The organism is Paraburkholderia sp. A1RI-2L, from assembly GCF_048957375.1.
Taxonomy (GTDB): domain Bacteria; phylum Pseudomonadota; class Gammaproteobacteria; order Burkholderiales; family Burkholderiaceae; genus Paraburkholderia.
Window position 1 is genome coordinate 181,930 of the sequence record NZ_JARBTA010000005.1, and the last position, 21,288, is coordinate 203,217.

Annotated in this window: 16 protein-coding genes and 2 pseudogenes; 13 read left to right on the plus strand and 5 right to left on the minus strand. The window is 60.6% G+C overall.

Annotation, left to right across the window (positions count from 1 at the left end):
• Window positions 1-24 precede the first annotated feature (24 nt).
• Together PWP93_RS33625 and PWP93_RS33630 are read right to left on the minus strand one after the other, a co-directional pair.
• A complete protein-coding gene (locus PWP93_RS33625) occupies window positions 25-1,263 on the minus strand; it encodes a LysR family transcriptional regulator (protein WP_421047879.1) in 1,239 nt (412 codons plus the stop codon).
• A gap of 516 nt (window positions 1,264-1,779) precedes the next feature.
• Entirely contained in the window at window positions 1,780-1,998 is a 219-nt protein-coding gene (locus PWP93_RS33630) for a DUF4148 domain-containing protein (RefSeq protein WP_421025709.1), read from the minus strand.
• A 462-nt stretch (window positions 1,999-2,460) separates the two neighbouring features.
• On the opposite strand from PWP93_RS33630, the gene PWP93_RS33635 reads away from it, so the two are divergent.
• The 6 genes from PWP93_RS33635 to PWP93_RS33660 all read left to right on the plus strand — a co-directional run bounded on the left by PWP93_RS33635 (window position 2,461) and on the right by PWP93_RS33660 (window position 10,775).
• Entirely contained in the window at window positions 2,461-3,846 is a 1,386-nt protein-coding gene (locus PWP93_RS33635; RefSeq protein WP_421048078.1) for a sialidase family protein, read from the plus strand.
• Between the two features lie 344 nt (window positions 3,847-4,190).
• Window positions 4,191-5,660 carry a flagellin gene (locus PWP93_RS33640; protein ID WP_421047880.1) on the plus strand — a complete coding sequence of 490 codons (1,470 nt, stop codon included), beginning with the start codon at window positions 4,191-4,193 and terminating at the stop codon, window positions 5,658-5,660.
• A gap of 165 nt (window positions 5,661-5,825) precedes the next feature.
• On the plus strand, window positions 5,826-7,415 hold the full coding sequence (fliD, locus tag PWP93_RS33645; RefSeq protein WP_421047881.1) for a flagellar filament capping protein FliD: 1,590 nt from the start codon (window positions 5,826-5,828) through the stop codon (window positions 7,413-7,415).
• A gap of 14 nt (window positions 7,416-7,429) precedes the next feature.
• Window positions 7,430-7,729: a flagellar protein FliT gene (fliT, locus tag PWP93_RS33650; protein WP_421047882.1), complete on the plus strand. Its 300-nt coding sequence runs from the start codon at window positions 7,430-7,432 to the stop codon at window positions 7,727-7,729.
• Between the two features lie 350 nt (window positions 7,730-8,079).
• On the plus strand, window positions 8,080-9,579 hold the full coding sequence (locus PWP93_RS33655) for an aldehyde dehydrogenase family protein (RefSeq protein ID WP_421047883.1): 1,500 nt from the start codon (window positions 8,080-8,082) through the stop codon (window positions 9,577-9,579).
• Between the two features lie 23 nt (window positions 9,580-9,602).
• Entirely contained in the window at window positions 9,603-10,775 is a 1,173-nt protein-coding gene (locus PWP93_RS33660) for an NAD(P)/FAD-dependent oxidoreductase (protein ID WP_421047884.1), read from the plus strand.
• Window positions 10,776-10,809: 34 nt separating this feature from the next.
• Here PWP93_RS33660 and PWP93_RS33665 read toward each other — a convergent pair whose 3' ends face one another.
• On the minus strand, window positions 10,810-12,015 hold the full coding sequence (locus PWP93_RS33665; RefSeq protein ID WP_421047885.1) for a sugar transporter: 1,206 nt from the start codon (window positions 12,013-12,015) through the stop codon (window positions 10,810-10,812).
• Window positions 12,016-12,209: 194 nt separating this feature from the next.
• On the opposite strand from PWP93_RS33665, the gene PWP93_RS33670 reads away from it, so the two are divergent.
• The 7 genes and pseudogenes from PWP93_RS33670 to PWP93_RS33700 all read left to right on the plus strand — a co-directional run bounded on the left by PWP93_RS33670 (window position 12,210) and on the right by PWP93_RS33700 (window position 18,719).
• A complete protein-coding gene (locus PWP93_RS33670) occupies window positions 12,210-13,163 on the plus strand; it encodes a LysR family transcriptional regulator (RefSeq protein WP_421047886.1) in 954 nt (317 codons plus the stop codon).
• Window positions 13,164-13,538: 375 nt separating this feature from the next.
• A complete protein-coding gene (locus tag PWP93_RS33675; RefSeq protein ID WP_421047887.1) occupies window positions 13,539-16,106 on the plus strand; it encodes a lytic transglycosylase domain-containing protein in 2,568 nt (855 codons plus the stop codon).
• Between the two features lie 45 nt (window positions 16,107-16,151).
• Window positions 16,152-16,628: a hypothetical protein gene (locus PWP93_RS33680; protein ID WP_421047888.1), complete on the plus strand. Its 477-nt coding sequence runs from the start codon at window positions 16,152-16,154 to the stop codon at window positions 16,626-16,628.
• Window positions 16,629-16,634: 6 nt separating this feature from the next.
• Window positions 16,635-17,396: pseudogene (locus PWP93_RS33685) on the plus strand (lytic transglycosylase domain-containing protein); the annotation flags it as partial.
• Between the two features lie 2 nt (window positions 17,397-17,398).
• A complete protein-coding gene (locus PWP93_RS33690) occupies window positions 17,399-17,758 on the plus strand; it encodes a hypothetical protein (protein WP_421047889.1) in 360 nt (119 codons plus the stop codon).
• Between the two features lie 165 nt (window positions 17,759-17,923).
• Window positions 17,924-18,015 (plus strand): annotated as a pseudogene (locus tag PWP93_RS33695) (PAAR domain-containing protein); the annotation flags it as partial.
• Window positions 18,016-18,233: 218 nt separating this feature from the next.
• Window positions 18,234-18,719, plus strand: a complete 486-nt coding sequence (locus PWP93_RS33700) for a lysozyme inhibitor LprI family protein (protein WP_421047890.1) — start codon at window positions 18,234-18,236, stop codon at window positions 18,717-18,719.
• Window positions 18,720-18,831: 112 nt separating this feature from the next.
• Here PWP93_RS33700 and PWP93_RS33705 read toward each other — a convergent pair whose 3' ends face one another.
• Window positions 18,832-20,490: an NRAMP family divalent metal transporter gene (locus PWP93_RS33705; protein WP_421047891.1), complete on the minus strand. Its 1,659-nt coding sequence runs from the start codon at window positions 20,488-20,490 to the stop codon at window positions 18,832-18,834.
• 49 nt (window positions 20,491-20,539) lie between these two features.
• Entirely contained in the window at window positions 20,540-20,680 is a 141-nt protein-coding gene (locus PWP93_RS33710; protein ID WP_421025697.1) for a hypothetical protein, read from the minus strand.
• Window positions 20,681-21,288: the final 608 nt, after the last annotated feature.

Genomic DNA, 21,288 nt, shown 5'->3' on the forward strand with positions numbered 1-21,288 from the left:
GACGAGTCATTCGCGCAATGCCCGTTACTTATTGCGGGCGCGGGCGATCTCGGCCGAGACGAGGCGAATCGCGTTGATGAGCTCGCGCGCGGCCGGCGAGGGCGGGCTGCCGGTGCGCGTGGTCAGGCCAATATCGCGGGTCGTGTCGCGCATGGGCACATCGAGCACGGCCAGCATTCCTGAAGCGCACTCGTAGTGCAGCTGCTGCGCCGAGAGCACGGCAATCATGTCGGTATGCAGCAGCAGCCCCCGAATGATGGCGAGGTCCGCCGTTTCGACCGTCGGCATCGGCGGCCTGATTTTCGCGCGGCGAAACAGCGTCTCGAACAGCCGCCGCGTGGGCGAGTCGCTGCGCGGCAGTACCCACTGGGCATCGCCAAGATTCTTGAGGGGGAGGTCCTTCACCTTGGCGAGTGGATGGTCGTGCCGCGCGAGGATGACCAGATTCTCCGACATCAGCTTTTCGTTTTCCAGGCCGCTGGTGGCATCGTTCACCCGCAGCGCACCCAGGATGAAATCGATGTCGCCCGCGTGCACGCCCGCGACCAGCGCTTCATAGGCGCTCTCGTCGGTGATCACGCGCACCTTCGGAAAGCGCGTGACGACGCGCGCCACCGCTTCCGGCAGGATCAGCGTGCGGCCGAGCGGCAGCACGCCCACGGTGACGATGCCCTGGACGCTGCCATGCAGCGCGGCGACGTCGTCGGCGACGTGGCGCAATTCGTTCAACGCGCGGCGCACGTGCAGCAGGAAGGTTTCGCCGTCGGCCGTCAGGAGCAGTCCGCGCGGATGCCGATGGAACAGCGGAAATCCCGCGCCGATTTCGAGAATTCGCACCGCGCTGCTGACCGCGGGTTGCGTGACGTTCAACGCACGCGCCGCACTGGGCATGTGCCGGTAGCGCGCGAGCGTTGAAAACAACTGCAGCCGGCGGGTGTTGAGCAGGTAGGCCGGCAAGCCGCCTGCCCGCGTTGCGCGCTTGCGCGATTGGCGCATCGCACACCAGCTCGCCAGCTCGTTGAGTTCGGCGAACACCCGCTCGCTGCGCTCGAGCACCGCTCGCCCCATGGGCGTCGCGAGCATGCCGGATGGCTTGCGCTCGAACAGCGGCGCGCCCAGCGCGGTTTCGATCTGCTGCACGGCCCGCGTAATGGCCGACTGGGCGCGAAAGAGGGCGGTGGCGGCGCGGCTCACGCTGCCCATCTCGGCCACGCGCAGTACCGCATACAGACACGCGAGATTAGGAAGGTCGTTGTTGTCCATGTCAGCGGTGTTCCATGGCCGTCGACTTTACCGGAACGCCGATGGGCAGGCTTGCGGCGTGCTTATCCAGGTATCGATTTTATTTATTGGCATGTCTGCTGGGTAAGGCGCGGCGACCGCAGGCGCGGGGCCTGGCGGCGAGCCATGAGCCTTGTCGGACGGCCTTTCCAGGCATGCGGGAGAACGCGCCGAGCCGCGCCATACCTTCATTCGATTGATCGTTACATTGATGAGCAGGGTTTTCCCTTGCTGGTTCCGAAGTCGCGTTGCGCGCGGCGATCCTGCGCGCCGGCAGGATCGGCTTTTCGTCCGGGTGTTCCGGTTGGCGCGTTGATCGCGAAGCGTCACGGTATTTCCCGCCGCGATGTGCGTCGGATCGCGGCGGCGTAACGCATCTGTACTAGTAAATTAGTTATTCGAAATAATTCATGGATCGACGAGATTTGCTGTCGGCGCCGGGATCATTCATCGGTTTTGACGCGCTTCACGGGGAGCTCGAAGCGTGAAAAGGGAGCTTCAATGTGCCGGTGCTTCCGATTGATGCGCGAGTTTCGCTTCTGCGGCCCGCATGCTGGCCTCGTAGTTGTAGTCGGTCGCTTCGTATCCGGCTTGCTTGAGCTGGACATACTCGTTGCGAACCTGCGCGCGGGTCAGCGGCTGGGTTTGCGCGGCGAAACTGAGTGCCGGCACGGCGAGAGCCGATGCGACGGCGATGGCTTGAATCAGGGTTTTCATTTCGACTACCTCGGGAACATGGAGCGAAGCGACCGGCCTGTCTGGCGGTCGTTGAGTGAAGCTTAGGATTGGACGGTGAGGTAATAAATGCCCTGCGCCTCAATTCACTGTTCCTGCCGGAGTAAAAGTGCCCGGGCCGCTACGTTCCCAAACGTTGCATGAGGAGCGACGGATCCGATTTGTTACAAAAAATTTCAGTCCAACCGCTTTCGTGTGATCTAAATTCAAATGCACTTCCTGCAGATCGATGGAGCCGAAGTACGGCGTTATCGAATGGGTGTGACCTAGGTAGCCAGCGGGAAAAGGCTGATAGCAGGTGGTGCAATTGCGTGACCGTCGCGCTGGCGATACCCGTGCTGACGGCCCATGGCTGTTGCGGGCCGCATAGAAATAAGGAGTCCTTTCATGCATCGCAACAAGTCTTGCGCCGTGCTGCTCGGCGTTTCGGCGGCTGCCACGCTCATGGTTAGCGCACCGGCCTCGGCCAGCCCCACACTGGTTTCGGGTCCAAGCCCCTTTGCCACGTGCACCATTGGCGGATCATCGAGCAGCACTGTGTTTGTGAATAGCGAGGTCGAGCCGTGGGTGGCCGTCAACCCGAAAAACTCGTCCAACCTCATCGGCGCGTGGCAGCAGGACCGCTGGTCGGACGGTGGCTCTCATGGCCTCGTTGCCGGCTTCTCCTTCGACGGCGGTCACACATGGGGGCAAACGTCCTTGCCCTTTAGCGCATGTGCGAACGGGCTCGGATACGAGCGCGCCTCTGACCCATGGGTGTCCATCGGCCCCGACGGCACCGCCTATGCCGTCTCCATCTCGTTCAACAACTCCAACAACAGCAATGCCGTGGCCGCAGCGGTTTCCAGCGATGGCGGTCAGACCTGGGGAAACCTCAGCGTGATCATCGCCAACAACGAGCCTACCTTGCAGTACTTCAACGACAAGGAATCGGTGACTGCGAATCCGATCAAGGCCGGCGTGGCGTATGCGGTATGGGACCGGCTCGAACTGCCGAACGGCAACCCCTACGCGAATCTCCATACGGCCGCTTACCGCGGCCCGACATTGTTCTCGAAGACCGTGGATGGCGGCAAGACCTGGAGTACCGCCGCGGAAATCGTGAAGGTGCCCTCGCGGCAGCAGACGATCGGCAATCAGATCGTGGTCAATCAGCAGGACGGGACGCTCTACGACTTTTTCGATCTGATCACGCCGCCATTCAACCAGGGGGCAGGCAGGGTAGCGTTCATCAAATCCACCGACGATGGCGCCACGTGGACCCAACCTCAGATCATTTCGACGCTGCAAACGGTTTCGGTTTTTGATCCCAATTCCGGCACGCCGATACGCACCGGGGACATCATTCCCGAACCGGCGATCGATCCGGCGACGGGGCAGCTTTATGTCGTCTGGCAGGATTCGCGCTTCAATGGCGGGAAGTACGACGAGGTGGCGCTATCGACGTCCGCCGATGGTGGCAAGACATGGAGCGCGCCCATGCGGGTGAATACGCCTTCGGGCCGACCCGCATTCAATCCTGCCGTGCGGGTCAACCCTGCGGGCGTGGTGGCCGTCACGTACTATGACTTCCGCACGCTCAAGTCCACGGACACCACGCTGCCGACGGATTACTGGCGCATCACCTCGCCGCGCGGGGGCCAGAATTTCGGCAATGAACTGCATATCGCGGGGTCCTTCGATATGAAAACCGCGCCTTATGCCGAAGGGTACTTTATCGGGGATTATGAAGGGTTGGGTGCAACCGATACGGAGTTCGTGCCGTTCTTCGTGCAAACGACCGGGAATGCAAGCAATCCCACCGATATCTTTGTAGCGCCAGCGCCGTAAATCGCTCGACTAGTCAATTGCGCCGGATCCGCGCGACCCTTTCAGGGCGCGCGGATTCGCGCGCGCCAACGATGGCTTGAAGGGCATGGACTGAAATGCCGGATTGATTATTCAAGAAAATCAACTATTTGGCATTTGTTTTCGGCTATTCGGCGGCCATTTCCCGCGTGTCTGTCATGTCCCTGATTGAGCATAAGATCAGATTTTTTGCATATGTCCCTCTAAAGTTCCCTGGTGGGCGGTCGTTACCCCAAACATGGCGGTCGAAACAACGCGTTTGACAGTCCGCCGACGCCACGGTCGCCGTGGCGCAAACGGGCTCAGTCCCAATCAGGAGAATTTCCATGCTCGGAATCAACAGCAACATTAACTCGCTCATCGCGCAGCAGAATCTGACCGGCTCGGGCAGCGCGCTGTCGCAAGCGATCACGCGCCTCTCGTCGGGCAAGCGCATCAACAGCGCAGCGGACGATGCAGCGGGTCTTGCGATCTCGAACATCATGCAGACCCAGATCAACGGTCTGAACCAGGGCGTGTCGAACTCGAACGACGGCGTGTCGATGGTGCAAACGGCATCGAGCGGTTTGTCGTCACTGACGAACAGCTTGCAGCGTATTCGCCAACTCGCGGTGCAAGCATCGAACGGCAGTATGACCAACAGCGATCGCGCAGCCCTGCAACAGGAAGTGTCGCAGCAGGTTTCGGAAATCAACCGTATTGCGTCGCAGACGACATACAACGGTATGAATATCCTGAATGGCTCGCTGGGCAGCGTGTCGTTCCAGGTCGGGGCGAACGTCGGCCAGTCGATCAATCTGAATTTGACGCAAAACGTGTCGGCTGAAACCTTGGGCGGTGGCTTTGCGAGCTCCGGCTCCGTGCTCGGCTCGGTTTCCGGCCTGAGCCTGAATAGCAGTGGCACCGCTGTCACGTCCGGTGCAACGATTACTTCGGTGAACATCGTCGCAGACGGCAAGGGCGGGTTCACCTTCACGGACCAGAACGGCGTTGGCATTAGCTCGACGGCTTCCGGCAACCTGTTCACGGTTACGGCGAACGCTAACCCGAATCTTCCTTCGACGATCGAAGCGAAGGTAGGCAGCGCGCTTGATCCGTCGTCCGCGATCAGCACGATCAACACCAACAATGGCAGTGGTGGAACAACGATCATCGCTGCGGGTACCACGCTCGGCACCATCCAGAACATCAGCATCGACTCGACCGGCAAGCAGGTGCCTGCCGGTACGGCAAACGCCATCACGTCGGTCACGGTGAAGGCTGACGGCCAGGGCAACATGCTGTTCTACGATCAGAACGGCACCGCGCTGACCGCGCCGGGCGCGGGCGGGTCGCCCCTTACAAACTATATGAGCTACACGGCCGCGACCGGCTACACCGCGGGACCGCCGGCGACAATTACCGCGTCGGCCAAGCTCGTTGTGGGCGGGACGGATTTCACGAACACGGCGGTCGACAGCGTGAACACGGTGAACACTCCTGAGCAAGTGTCGAACATCGATATCAGCACTGCCGCTGGTGCTAGCGCAGGGATCTTGTCGATCGACAGCGCACTGAACACGGTGAACAACCTCCAGGCAACGCTCGGCGCCGCGCAAAACCGCTTCTCGGCAATCAGCACGACGCAGCAAGCCCAGGCAACCGACCTGTCGACCGCTCAATCGCAAATCCAGGACGCCAACTTCGCCCAGGAAACGGCCAACCTCAGCAAGGCACAAGTGCTGCAGCAAGCCGGCATCTCGGTGCTCGCGCAAGCGAACTCGCAGCCGCAGCAGATCCTGAAGCTCCTGCAGTAACAAACGCTTCATGTGAGTCAAGCAGTACGCGCCGCGCGCTCCGCCCACCATACCCGGGGCGCGCGGCGCTTGCCAACCGGGAGGACTACCTCCCGTTTGGCGTTTTCAAACCTGAACCGTACTTGAACCGATCCACCCGGCATCGCCGACGCACGGAGCCCCTTCATGTCCACCGTATCCGGTACCTCGAACGCGAATCTGGCCTCCAGCGCCGCAGCGTCGGCCAACACCGCGCTGCAGCAAGCCGCGCAGTCGGTCATCAGCGGCTCGACCGGCAATTCGTCGATGGACGTGAGCTCGCTCGTCACGGCGCTCGTCAACAGCAAGATCGCGGGCCAGGCAGCGACACTATCCACTCAGCAGCAACTGGACAACACACAGATCTCCGCATACGGTACGCTCTCGGCCGCGCTTTCGGCGTTGCAGGCGGGCCTTACCTCGCTCTCGAACGGCACGACCGTCAATGCTTTCACGGCGAGCGCGAGCGGCACGGGCATCGCGACCACGGCGGCCAGTGGGGCGGTGGCTGGGACGTATTCGATCGACGTCGCGCAGATCGCGGCCGCGCAGGTGCTTACGTCGAAGGGCTATGGCGCTAGCCAGCCGCTGGCTTCGGTGCCGAGCACGATGACGCTCTCGATCGGCGGCGCGAGCACCACGATTTCGCTGGACAGCAGCAACAGCACGGTTTCCGGCATTGCGGCGGCGATCAACAGCGCGAGCAATAATCCCGGCGTGACGGCCACGGTCGTTAATGGCGCCGATGGTGCGCACCTCGTGCTGCACGCGAACGCCACCGGATCGCAGAACGCCATCAGCATCCAGATCAGCGATACGGCTACGGGCGACCCGCTGAACGGCCTCGCGGTGACCGGCAACGCCGGCACGTCGCTTGACGGCAATGCGAGCGCAACCAGCGCGCAGCTCAAGGCCAACCAGTCGACGCTCAGCAACGTGCAGTCTTCCGGCTCGCCGGCCACGCCCAACTGGACCCAGACCACCGCCGCGCAGGATGCGTACTTCACGCTCGACGGCACCGGCGTGACCAACGCGACGAACTCGGTGACTACCGCGCTCGCGGGCGTCACGCTGAGCCTGAGCGCAGCATCGGTGGACACCACGGGAACATCGCCGCAAACGCTCACGATCGCACAGGACACGAGTTCGCAGTCGAATGCGATCAACAATTTCGTCACGCTCTACAACACGCTCGTGACGACCATGGGCACACTCACCGCGTACAGCTCGACTGCGACTTCGCAGGGACCGCTGCTCGGCGACTCGACGCTGAACCTCGTGCGCAACCAGTTGGCCTCGATCGTCGCAACCGGCGTGAAGAACGGCAACACGACCACGAGTCTCGCGACGATCGGCGTGACGCTGAACGCAGACGGTTCGCTCTCGGTCGACAGCAGCACGCTGAGCAGCGCGCTGCAAAACAACCAGGCCACGGTGGCCAAGTTGTTCAGCTCGACCAACGGCGTGGCCGCGCAGTTGAACACCAATATCACGAGCTACCTTTCGAGCAGCGGTGCGATCGAGACGCGCACCACGGCGCTCAACACGGACCTGACGAATCTCTCGACGCAGCAGGCGTCGCTGGCGACGTATCAGTCGCAGCTCACGAGCATGTACAACGCGCAATTCACGGCGCTCAACACGCTGATGGCGACGATGAACAACAACCAGCAATATCTCACCCAGCTATTCGGCGGCCAGAACAGCGCGGGCGCGATGGCCACCAACAAGAACTGACGAGGTCACCGGTCATGCAAGCACTGGCCCAGATCGAACGCATCCAGCGGTTCACGAAAGACATCGAGCAGGCGGCGGCCGTGGGCGAATGGGAGCGCGCCGCGCAGCTCGCGAGCGAGCGCTCGCCGCTGCTGATGGCGCTTTCCGCGCAGCAGTCAGCCGATGCGCTCGCCATGCTGCGGGAAATCCAGGCGATCGACCTGCGCATTGCACAAGCCGCGCAAGCTGCCCAGGAGTCCTTGAGCGCCGAATACCGCACGGCCATGCAGGCCACTAGCAACGCCAATCAGTATCAGCGCATCGCTCAGTTCTGAGCCTTTGGGCGGCGCCCGCCGCTCCAATCCCGACCCAATTCCCGCCAATGGGGCATCTCCCGGGTATCTCCCGATACCTCACCCTCCCTGTAGCACCTCGTTGAATCCCTCATTTCCCCGGGCTTGATGACTAAAGCGCATCAGGTCGTGCATAGATATCGGTTGATGCCGGTCCGGTGGCTGCCGACAATGCCACTGCATCTTCAAAACACATTAGTTTCCGATACGAAAATTTCCGAAAACCGCGGCCGCGGCTTGGCTTGCCTGGAGCATTGCCGGGGCTTCGGTCTGCGTGTATAGTCTGTTTCAGCAACAATATTTCCTATCGGAAACATCGACGAGGTCTCCTAGTGAACGCATCCACCATCCTTTCGGAACTTGGCATTTCCCATCTCGCCGAGGCCGGCGACATCGCCGTGCATTCGCCCATCAATGGCGAACTGATTGGCCGCGTGGCGAGCCAGTCCGTCGCTCAAGCCGACGCCGCGCTGGCGAAGGCGCACGAGGCATTCAAGACCTGGCGCAACGTGCCGGCGCCGCGACGCGGGGAACTGGTGCGCGTGCTCGGCAACAAGCTGCGCGAGCGCAAGGCCGCGCTGGGCGCCATCATCACGCTCGAAACCGGCAAGATCCTTCAGGAAGGGCTGGGCGAAGTGCAGGAGATGATCGACATCTGCGACTTCGCCGTGGGCCTGTCGCGTCAACTGTACGGCTTGACCATCGCTTCGGAGCGCCCCGGCCACCGCATGGCCGAAAGCTGGCATCCGATGGGGGTGTGCACGGTGATCTCGGCGTTCAATTTTCCGGCAGCCGTGTGGTCTTGGAATGCCGCGCTCGCGCTGGTGTGCGGCAACGCGGTGATCTGGAAGCCGTCGGAAAAGACGCCGCTGACCGCACTGGCCGTCGACAAGATTCTGCAGGACGCGCTCAAGGAATTCGGCGGCGCGCCCGAGGGGCTTACGAGCCTCGTGACCGGCGGGCGCGACGTAGGCGCGAAGCTGGTGGCCGACCCGCGCTCGAATATCGTGAGCGCCACGGGCAGCACCGAAATGGGCCGCGCGGTGGGCGTGGAAGTCGCGCGCCGCTTTGGCCGCACGATTCTGGAGCTCGGCGGCAATAACGCGGGCATCGTTTCGGGCACCGCCGACATGGAGCTCGCGCTGCGCGGCATCCTGTTCTCGGCGGTCGGCACCGCCGGCCAGCGCTGCACGTCGCTGCGCCGCCTGTTCGTTCACGAAAGCGTTTATGAGCAGACCGTGGAGCGCCTGAAGACGTTCTACGGCAAGGTTTCGATCGGCAATCCGCTGGAGCAGGGCACGCTGATGGGGCCGCTCATCGACGAGCAATCGTTCAAGCGCATGCAGGCCGCGCTGGAAAAGGCCCGCAGCGAAGGCGGCAAGGTCTTCGGCGGCGAACGCCATGTGGTCGCGGGCAACGAGAAGGGCTTCTATGTGCGCCCGGCCATCGTCGAGATGCCCGCGCAAACCGAGGTCGTGCTCACCGAGACCTTCGCGCCCATTCTTTACGTGCTCAAGTACAGCCGTTTCGAGGACGCCATCGAAGCCAACAACGCCGCGCATCACGGCCTGTCGTCGTGCGTGTTCACGACCGATCTGCGCGAAAGCGAGCGTTTCCTTTCGGCATCGGGCAGCGACTGCGGCATTGCCAATGTGAACATTGGCCCGAGCGGCGCGGAAATCGGCGGTGCATTCGGCGGCGAGAAGGAAACCGGCGGCGGCCGCGAGTCGGGCTCGGACGCGTGGAAGGCCTATATGCGGCGCGCGACGAACACCGTGAACTTCTCGTCGGCGCTGCCGCTCGCACAAGGCATCGACTTCAACATCGACTAAAAAAACGCAATCTGGAGCGAGTCGTGAGCGCAAAAGTCGTAATCGTTGGCGGCGGGGTGATCGGTAGCTCTATTGCGTACTTCTTGCGCGCAACGGACCCCACGATAGGCGTGACGGTGATCGAGCGGGATCCGAGCTATGCGAGGTCGTCGTCGGCGTTGTCGGCGGCCTCGATCCGGCAGCAGTTCTCTACGCCGCTGTCGATTCAGATGTCGCTGTACGGCATCGAATTTCTTCGCGATATCGGCGAGCGTCTCGCGGTGGACGGCCACAAGCCGTCCATCGACCTGCACGAGGGCGGCTATCTGTTTCTGGCCACGCCCTCGGGCGAGGCCACGCTGCGCGAGAACCACGCGCTGCAAACGCGCCTGGGCGCGGATATCGCGCTGCTCTCGCCGGACGCGCTCAAGCAAAAGTTTCCGTGGCTGAACGTGGACGATATTGCCGCCGGCGCCTATGGCGTGAGCGGCGAAGGCTGGTTCGACGGCTATGGGCTCGTGCAGGCGCTGCGCAAGAAGGCGCAGTCGCTGGGCGCGCGCTACGTGGCGGCGGATGTGCATGGTCTCGAGCTCGATGGCCGCAAGGTCACGCACGTGCTGGCGAGCAACGGCGAGCGTTATGCCTGCGATACGCTCGTGAATGCCGCGGGTGCATGGGCGCGCCGCATCGCCGAAATGATGGGCATCGACATTCCGGTGTATGCGCGGCGGCGCAGTATTTTCAATGTGTCGTCGCCGGCGCGTCTTGCGAATAGCCCGCTGCTGATCGATCCCACCGGCGTTTACTTCCGACCCGAAGGCACGACGTACATCACCGGGACCTCGCCGGGCGAGGAGAACGACCCGAACGATCTGCCGCTCGACGAAGTCGATCACAATCTGTTCGACGAAGTCATCTGGCCGACGCTCGCGCACCGGGTGCCGGAATTCGAGGCGCTGCGCGTCGAGCATTGCTGGTCCGGCTACTACGAATATAACGTGTTCGACCACAACGCGATCATCGGCTATCACCCGGCGATCGAAAACTGCGTGTTCGCCAATGGCTATAGCGGCCACGGCTTGCAGCAGGGGCCGGCGACGGGGCGCGGCGTGAGCGAGCTCATTATCGGCGGCAAGTACGCGAGCCTCGATCTGTCTTCCCTGAGCTGGGACCGTGTGCTGGAGAATCGTCCCATCGTCGAAAAGAACGTCGTGTAGTTCGTCGTGTAATTCGGGCGTATTTCACCCTTCCTTACTGGACTGGCTGGCTGGCGCTTCTCGGCGCTTCCTGGTGCTTGAAGCGCAACGCCAGCCAGCAGACTCCCACGCCCAGCCCGCCCACGAGGCCGCCAAACGTGCCGGTCCACGGCAGCCCGAAATCGTGGGCGATATGGTTGCCAAGCAGCGCGCCGGCGCCAATGCCCACGTTATACAAACCTGAATAGATCGACACGGCGAGATCCGTTGCTTCGGGCGCGAGCTTCAGGATCCAGGCCTGCATCGCCAGACCGAAACACACGATTGCGCCGCCCCAGACCACGGTATGCACGGAGAGCATGACGATGCCGAGCGCGCACGGAAACAGGACCAGCAGGCACGAGGCCAGCGTGACGATCGACGCCAGCAAAAATTGTTTCGGATACCTTGGGAAAATGCGGTTGAAGCAAATCGCAGCGGGAATGCCGGCGCTGCCGAACAACACCAGAATATAGGTAATGCGGCTTTCGCTCGCGTGATTGACGGCCTGCACGAAGGGCTCGATATACGTGTACGACGTAAAGTGCGCGGAGACGACCAGAATCGTGATCAGGTAGAGCAGGGCGAGCGTCGGCTTTCTGAATAGCGTGGGCAGGTTCCTGAGCGAACCCGATTGCAGGCTATGAAGCTGGGGCACGGTGGCGCGCAGCATCAGCAAGACAATGGCCGCCGCGCCCGCAATCGCGAGGAACGTGACGCGCCAGCCCAGCGTCTCGCCAATGACGCGTCCGAGCGGGATGCCGGCCACCATGGCAATCGAGGTGCCCATGGCGAGCAGGCCGAGCGCCTGGCCTTTCCTCGATGGCGGCGCGATCCTCACCACGAGCGAGACTGAGATCGACCAGAAGATCGCGTGCGCGCAGGCAATGCCCAATCGGCCCGCTATCAGCGCGGGAAAGTTCCAGGCGATCGAAGTGACGATGTGACTGACGATGAACAGCACGAACACGCCGGTCAGCAGCTTGCGGCGCTCGACGGCGCGCGTGAGCACGGTCAGCGGAAGCGACACCACGGCCACCGTCCACGCATAAATCGTCAGCATGAGGCCGACGTTGGTGGCCTGCATGTGAAGGCTGTCGCCAATCGCGCTGAGCAGAGCGACGGGCACGAATTCGGTGGTATTGAAAATAAAGGCGGAAAGCGCCAATGCCACCACACCCCACCAGGCGTGTTCGGCGGGCGCCAGTTCAGATTTGGACATACCCGGATCGGACAAAAAACGACGAAGGCGAATTATCGCGCGTATTGAGTCGTTTACTCCGGAGCGCGTGCGGCGGCGGTGAGGCACGGCGCGATCCGGCCCGCCGTGCGGGCATGAATGGTAAGCTTGCCGGTGTCAAATCGCCGGGGTCCGGAAAATCCGGCGCCCCACGCCCACCCTGTTTCTTTCGTCAGATGGATACGCTCAACTGCATGCGGATCTTCGTCCGCGTTGCCGAAGAAGGCGGCTTTACGGCTGCCGCCCACCGCCTCGACATCACGACCGCATTTGCGTCGCGCGCGGTGGCGAGCCTCGAAACGCATCTGCAAGCGCGCCTGCTCAATCGCAGCACACGCCGCGTCGCGCTCACCGAAGCCGGCGAGCGCTATTTGCGGCGCTGCGAGCAGATTCTCGCGTACATCGATCAGGCCGAAGCCGAGGCGGGCGACGCGCAAGCGCTGCCGTCCGGCAGGCTGCGGGTTCATGCCACTACGAGCTTCGGGCAGGCTTATCTGGTGCCCGCCATCATGGAGTACCAGAAGCGCTATCCCTCGGTAGCGGTGGAACTCACGCTCTCGCAGCACGTTCCCGATTTGCTCGACGAAGGGTATGACGTGACGCTTCAACTGAGTTCGGCGGAGCTGCCCGACTCGGCGCTCGTTTCGCAGACGCTAGGCTGGGTGCATAGCGTGCTGTGCGCTTCGCCCGGCTATCTGGGCGAGCGCGGCGCGCCGAACAGTGTGGCCGAGCTGGCGGACCATGCATGTCTTCAGTTGATCACGCCGGTTTTCCCGCGCGATCGCTGGCATCTCGAAGGGCCGGACGGCGCGGAAACATTTGAATTGCCGCCCTCGACGTTTCAGGTGAATGTTGCGGACGCGCTCGCCGGTGCATTGCGCGAGGGCGCGGGGATTGGGTCGTTGCCCATGTCGAGCGCGGTGCCTGCGCTGCGCAGTGGGTCTTTGCTGCGGGTATTGCCCGATTATCTGCTGCAGAAGCTCACGGTGTATGCGATGTATGCATCGCGGCAATATCTCGACGCGAAGATCAGAACTTTCGTCGACTTTCTCAAGGAGTTCATTCCGCAGGCGCTCATGGCCGACGAGGCGGCGCTGCGGATGCCGGATCATTGCTCGCGGGCGGCGTAGGGTAAGGGCGGTGGCCGAATCCTGGTTTTGGTCGCCGGTTTTCCTTGGCTACGTACCCGCGTGCATACCGCAATGGAGTCGTTCAGTAGTTCACGCTCATTCACGATGAGGTAGAGGCTCGTCAATATTCGGGTACATGGACCCGATTACGATGTTGAACCTGGTTAATCGCGGCTCGCTGTTCTCGGGTAAGCCGCAAAACGTTCTGCTTGCTCCTGGTACGCACAGCAGAGACAGTCCAAGGTTCAAAGTCCATGAGCACGCGCGTTCCTCCTGTACCCACAGCATCGCCAGCGCCCGCCTATACCCCGCCGAACTGGGCCTTTCCATTCACGCCGTCCGGCAAATGGTGGCGCCACCGACCCGTTGACGTACATGAAGGCGCTGGCGAAGACCGACGACGGTTTCTATCCGCTTGGCGTCAGCGGAATATGGCACGGCGGCGTGCACTTCGACCGCAACACCGCGGCGATGCTCAAGCAGGACGAAGGCGTGCGGGCCATCGCGGATGGCGAGGTCGTGGCCTACCGGCTCGACAGTAAGTATCCCGAACAGATCTGGCGGGACAATCGCAAGGCGCTCTACTCGACGGGCTTTGTGCTGATCCGTCACAGGCTGCCGTTGCCGCCGGCGCCTGGTGTTACGGGCAAGCCCGCGTCGGACGAAACGCTGACGTTCTTCAGCCTGTACATGCACCTGATGGACTGGAACAGCTATCAGGCTGCGAAGAAACAACCTGATCCGGCCATACCGCACCTGGAGCCGATGCCGTTCTGGGAAGGCGAGCGCTACTACCGCGTGGGCGACAGGTCGAACGACATGCAAACGCTGCCGAAACCCAAGCCGCCGCAGCCCGTGCCGGTGGACATCGCGAACCGGGACCTGCTTGGCGAATTCATCGATGCGGATTTCGTCGTTCCACCCCAGCCGCCCGTCGTCCAGCCGGTTGACAACACGCCGCCCCCCGTGCCCGTGAAGGGCATCCACATTCGCGACCTGGCGAACGGCAGAATCATCGGCATCCTGCCCCGTGGCGCTGAACTGCTGCTGTCCGAATCGGACCCGAGGCATCCCGGCTGGCGAAAGATCAAGGCGCTCAGAAGCGGCGGGCCGGTTGCGCCGGTTGCCGGCCAGCGGGTATCGGAGCACGCCCGGTGGAGCTGGGTGTATGCGAAGGAACTCGACGAGGTTCTCGATCCGAAGCCACTCGATACGGTGGTGGTGCTGAAACAGCCCTATCCCGTGAAGGCCGGCGACGTGGTGGGCCAGATGGGCCACTACGTGCGCTACACGGAAGCGAAGCTGCTGCCGCCGAAGCCGACCCGGCCGCTGCTGCATCTCGAAGTATTCGCGGGCCCGGAATTGCCGGCGTTCATCGAAAAGAGCCGCGCACGCGCAAAAGCGTTGCCGGCGGCGAAGACGTTTCTGGAGATTTCGCCCGGCGCGCGGCTCGTCATGGAGATCCCCGAGCCGGACCGGACGCTGCCCCAGAGCGCAGGCGGCCTGAAGCTCGTGCCAGTGGGCAAGGCGGAGGGTTCGCGATGGGTCAGGGTCCAGCCGAAGACGGTGACGATGCCCGCCCGTGGAGGACACCGGGGCCAGCGCCCAACCCCGACGCTGACGAACGCCGGTTCCCCGGTGTGGGTGGAAGCCCAACTCGCGAACACAACGGCAACCGGCATCGTAAAGGGATGGTCGGATTTCCCGCTGAATATCTCCAATGCGAAAGGCCCAGGCGCGGACTTCCGCGACGTATTCCGGCGCACCGATCTGGACCGGCTGGGCGCGGGCAATGTCGCCGTCGACGACAAGGGGCTGCGCTGGTGGAACATCACGATCGGGACGAAGGATGGCTCAACCCTGCAAGGCTGGGTGTGCGAGGCACATCATCCGCTCGCGCGCCTGTGTGGCCCGTGGGACTGGCCGGGGTTCGAACTCATCGACAACATCAGCTTCAGACCGGTCGACCTGTTCAAACGGCACCTCCATGTCACGGACCAGTATCTGGCCGACGAGGACAAGACGGCGTTCGAGCCGAGCGCGCTGAAGGTGAATGCTGGCGATCTGATCGTCAGGCTGGAGAAGGCGATTGATACGAACCACGACGGCAAGGTGACGGCGTACGAGTTGCAGCAGGCGCGGGAAACCCCGTGGATGGCCGAGGCGATCACGCATCTGGTGGTGCGCTCGGAAACCGAATGGGGCGGCGGGATGGGCAAGTGGGAAGAGATGTCGCCGCTGATGAAGAATCTGATGTGGCTGTGGCAGTCCGAGATAGAGCGGATCGGCAAGCTGCAGTGGTGGGAGCAGGTGGCTTCCGTCGAGGGATTTCCGCAAGAGCCGACGCCGTGGCATTTTCATCCGGTGGGGGTGGTGGGGAATTTTTTACAGCGGTGCCAAAATGGTTGCATTCACTACGATGTAATGTATGCACCCCGCGGCCCCGCGTACAGAGATGAGCAAATCAGGTCGTATAGCCATTACAACGTACCCATAGACAACTCCCCCGGCCGTCTTGCAGGCAACAGTCGACGGCATGGTGATGCGAATAAAGAAGTGCAGAAAGGTGTTATTGATCTTATCGTCGATGCTGCAAAAGCGCATGGACTTGATAGAAACGATACGGTGATGGTTCTAGCGATGGCGCGTGTTGAATCGGGATTTAACCCTGATGCTGCGGCTGGAACGACTTCTGCGTCAGGTGTGGGTCAATTTGTTGACTTGACAGCCAGGCCATACCGAATCGTTACTGATGCGCAGCGGTTTGATGCAAAGATTGGTGCTGACGCATTAGTCAGGCATTACCTGGAGAACAAACAACTGGCAAAAAATTACTTGGGCAGAGAATTATACGTGATGATTCACGCTTACCAACATGATGGTCCCTCATTGGCTTATGGCGGGAGAGGTATATCGGAATCACATGTAATGCCGTTTTTTTAATTTATTTCAGAAAAATATTTGCGATGATGTTTTGAGATAAAGGTCATGCATTATTTTAAATATTCTTTCCTCGTCTTGCTGGCTATTTGTAAAAACACTTTTTCAGAGGGTGTCAATCTTACCATCGAGGATACTGCCTTGAGCCGTATCGATAGAAAGGCAAATGCAGCTATTGCGAATGATCCATCTTTCTCCCCTTTTAAAAATATGGGGTGTAAGCTTGCAGGAACAAAAATTCCACTGACTCCATCACTCACAGTCACCACATACTTTGTCACTACCGAGAATGCCTGTGGTTGGGGGGCTGCGCTTGGCCCCATCTGGATCGTAGACGAATCACGCGAAAAAGTAATTCTGAATACCGGGGGCTACGCGGTAGCAGTCAAGCACCGTCTGCAGAACGGCTTCATGGACATTGATGTGTCATCAGGGACTGCGGGCGAGGTGAACAATGTTTACTATTATTTCAATGGCAATAAATATATGTCAGATATGAGACGTGCAAAGCGCCGTACTAAATAATACGAAAGATGGGAAAAGATGTCGCCGCTGATGAAGAATCTGCTGTGGCTGTGGCAGTCCGAGCTAGAGCGGATCGGGACGCTGCAGTCGTGGGCACAGGTGGCTTCCATCGAGGGATTTCCGAAGGAGCCGACGCCCTGGCATTTTCATCCGGTGGGGGTGGTGGGGAATTTCAGTTTTGCTACAGACAACCTGGACGAATTCATCAAGAAAATAGGCGATGCTATATCGGACGGTGAGGGAACATACGAATCATATAACACGGGAACCAAGAACGTTCCAGGCGGGCGTGTTGGCCATTCATATATGAGCCCCCCTTCTGGAACAGTTACGTCAAGAACAATTGATGAAATCCTGGCAACAGATCCACTATCTGGCACCAATCCAAACCGAATGTTCGCAACAGGAAAATATCAAACAACCTTATATTCTCTTAGAATTGGAAAATTAGCTTTGGGGCTAACGGTTAATGAAAAATACGATGCCGAAATGCAGGAGCGCTTTTTCAGAGACTATCTCTTCAAAAAGGCTTGAGGTGGTGCATTGGCCGCCTTTGTAAAGAATGGGCGGGGAACCATAGACGGCGCCCAGTATGCGGCTGCTCAGGAATGGGCTTCCATCTCGGCCCCGCGCGGTCGCCCAATTCAAGATGGCAGAATATCGAACGGCCATATGTCATATTACCAAGGCGTGGCTAACACGAACAATGATGCATCCACAAGGAAATTGAGAGAAATTCTCAATGAAATTGACGAAATTCGGAGATAAATATGAAGTCCGGCTTGATTTGCAAATGCCACCTTCTCGCCCTCTCGCTTGTTATTTCTTCTTGTGTACTTGCAGAACCTGACGCCAACACATTGAATATTCCATTCATAAAAATGGAGACGCCATATAGCAAGGTTCGTGAGATCATGCTAAAGAATCGATGGAACCCACACCATAGCGTCAATGCTTTACCGTGTACTCCAGAAGACCAGCGATGCACAGCGCGCCCTGAGATGCAAGCATGCTCCGATGTGGGACTTGGCCAGTGTTCGTGGCTGTGGAAAAAGAAAGGGAAAATTGTTCTGATAAAAACACAGGATGATGATTTATTTTACGGCGCTACACGATACTATGGCCAATGAAGTAAATATTTGATACCTGCATAATTGCCTAACCATTGCAACCAAGCCATATAGAAATTGGCAGTCCCATCTGGAGGCCCGGCGCGCTTCATTATTATTTTTGTGCGAGATTGCGTTCGTTGAACCGAATACAAGCTCATCGCGCCCACATTAACATGCTATCCCGTGATCAACCTAATCCGCATCAACGACAAAACCACCCACGGCGGCAAAGTAGAAACAGGCTCGCCAACATGCGCTTCGAGGGACGCTACGTCTTCAGCGCTCTTGTATTTTTCTTTACATATTCAATTCGTTTGGTGCGACGCTGCCAGACTTCCTCTCTGGCACATGGCAGGTCAAGGAGATTCACCTTAATACGGAATTCGGACGTACCACCCAGTACACATGGAACGATCCACGCCTGACAGGGCGCATATTCAAGTTCACGCGCAACGATGTCACTGACGACACCGACGACTTCCCGGACGGTTGCGTGAACCCCGAGGTGCGTTACATCGGAACATCGTTGAATGATCTGATGCGTTCGAAAGGCGTGTGGCAAGGCGACCTCGGCGTGTCCTATGCCGCACTCGGAAAGGAAGCCGTGCCGGGCGCCTGGATCGTCCTAAATGTTCGCGAAAAGATGTACCTGCGCTGGCACGACGAGACCATTCTCGTGCTCAGGAAGATCCCAAACAACGCGCCGATCGAAGTTTCGTTTCGATGTGATAAGGCGTCCACAGCAACCGAGCACGCGATTTGCAATTCGTACCAGTTGGCCGCTTTCGATCAGAGTATTGCGGAAGCCTACGGACGCGCGATGGTGCAGGCAAAAACATCGGGAACACAGACAGTCACGCTCAGCCGCAGTCAGCGTCAGTGGATCAAGCACCGAGACGCGTGTGGTCCGGATGCAGCATGCATACTCAAGTCAATGCGAGTGCGTCTCGAAGCACTCCCCACAACGAACCCCAATTGAGCTTGACGCGCGGATACCTATGCAGCCAGATCTGCAAAGTGCATACGGAAGCGCTGAAAGTAAATGCCGGCGACCTGATCGTCAGGCTCGAGTCACTGCCGGTCAGCCGCGCTCAGTGCATCAGCATCATCCGCACAACCTTCACAATCACCAGAATCACAGCGATAAGTAAATAGCCGCGCAGCACGCCCATCCACACGCGCTTGGCCAACGTGAGATTAGGCGGCGGCAACTCGACAAGCGGCGGCATGCGCCACATATCGCGCGCGCCCTCGGGCCAGCTCTGGGCAGCGGGCGCGCTTTCACCGCGCAGCCAGCGCCACGCAAGCATGGCGGCATGGCCGGCCACGGCCAGCAGCGTGCCGGCCGCGAGGATGTCGATGATGGTTTCGCCGCTCATGTCGGGGTACATGACCGAAGCGGTGAGGACGATCGAAAGCATCACCAGCACCCAGACGACCGCGCCCGTGAACAGATTGAGCGCCTTCGAATTGACCCATGGGCCGAGCACCGCCCGGTCGTTGCACAACAGCAGCAGAAACACGGTCGCGCTCGGCAGCAGCACGCCCGCAAGGGTCTGCACGGCTTCGGTCAGGAGGCCCAGCGGGCTGCCCGGAATCAGCACGATGGCCGCTGCGGCAGCCACGATGCCGAAATAGACTAGGTAAAAGCCCTTCGCGTCGGACACGCCGCGATGCAGCGAATGGCGGATCTTGAACACGTCGCCGATCGCGTAGGCCGTCGAAAGCGACACCGCCGCCGCGCCAATAATGGCCGCATCGAACAGCGCGATCGCGAACAACACGGCCGAGGTGTGTCCCGCATACTTTTCGAGGCCGGCGATCACGCCGCCCGCGTCGGTGAAGCTGCCGACCTCGGGCTTGCCGGCAAAGAGCTGCGAGCAGAATGCGATCATGGCCACGGCGCCAATCAGCACGAAGAAGATGCCGATCCACAAATCGGCTTTCTCGTACTTCATGAAACGCGGCGTGATGCGCTTGTCGATCACATAGCTTTGCTGAAAGAACAACTGCCACGGCGCAACCGTAGTGCCGACGATGCCGATCACGAGCAGCATCACGTCCGAAAGCTTCGAGTGGGCGGGCCAGCCAGGGATAAAGAAGTCGCGCGCCATTTGCACAATGGGCGGATGAATTGTCACGAGCACGGGCACGAGCAGCAGGCTCAGCAGGCACAGCACGACCGCAAAGCGCTCGAAGCGTCGGAAATCGCCTGTGCTGACGGCCGCCATGGTCAGCGCAGCGGCAATGCACACGCCCAGAATCTTCGGGATACCGAAGAAATCGAGCACGAAGGTAATGCCGATGAACTCGGTCACGATCGTGAGCGCATTGAGGATGAACAGGTCTATCACGCTAAACGCGCCCCAGAACTTGCCGAAGCGCTCGAAGATCAGGCGTGCGTGGCCGACGCCCGTGACCGCGCCAAGGCGCAGCACCATTTCCTGGTTCACGTAGAGCACCGGAACGAGCAGCAGCAGCGTCCAGAGCAGGGTGGTGCCGTAATTCTGGCCGGCCTGCGTATAGGTACCGAAGGCGCCCGCATCGTTGTCGCCCACCATCACGATGAGGCCGGGGCCGATAATGGCGAGCAGCGTGCGCAGGCGCGCCCACCACCCCGAGCGCGGGGCGAGGTCGTAATGGGAGATGGTGCCGAGCGCACCTTGGATATCGCCAAGGTGGGCTTCGTCGAGCACCGCGCTGCGTGGCGGCGATACGTTCGCTTGCGTGAAGTGGGTTGGAGTGGACATGGCGATCCCGTCTTTTGAGTTGTCTGTGTGAATGGCGAGGGTGTGCCGCTTACGAACGGAGATGCTTGAGGCGCTGCCAGAGGCGTGCGCGCAGGCTTGGCGCGGTCTCGTGCAGCGCGAGCATGCTGGTGTAATGGTCGCGCGCCAGTTCGACTTGGGGCAGGCGGGAAAGCAGGAGTGCGTATGACATGATGTTGCTCCGGGCGTCTGGCTCGACGCGTTCGGCGAAAAACCAGCAGGCCCGGTTGGCCATGCGCGCGGAGCGCAGGGTGCGGATACCTACTCGCTTTCCGTGTTCAGAAATAGAAAATTCAAAATCGTTGGACGTATGGGATGACTGTCGCTATCCGGCATGGCGGCTCCCTCATGCGTGAGGCGCGTACATGGAGTACGCGCGTGTTGATCCACGCGCTCGTGCATGGCCCTTTCGCGACACAGGCAGAACCCGGCGAAAGGGCGCGCGCGAACGCAGTTGCGAGCGCAGGCTCGCAACGCCTGCCGTGCGGACGCGCGAAAGCGCTGCCCATACGGCGCTAAATGGTGGGGTGCACGGGGAGTGTTGCTGCGGCGCGCACCGTCTGCCTGCTGGCAGGACGGCGGCTGTGAAAAGGGAGCGCGGACGTCGTGCCGGTCAGGCAGCGAAACAGTTCGAAGATCGACTACTGCAGGTGTCCAAGGCGTTAGCCCCTTTTTGTCAAGATTTCTAAATTCTAGGTAGCGGACCTGCGGCGCGTCAACACGTTTTTCGAGGCAGAACAAAAAAGCATCGCGCCGTACAGGCAATTGAAAGAAAGGGGA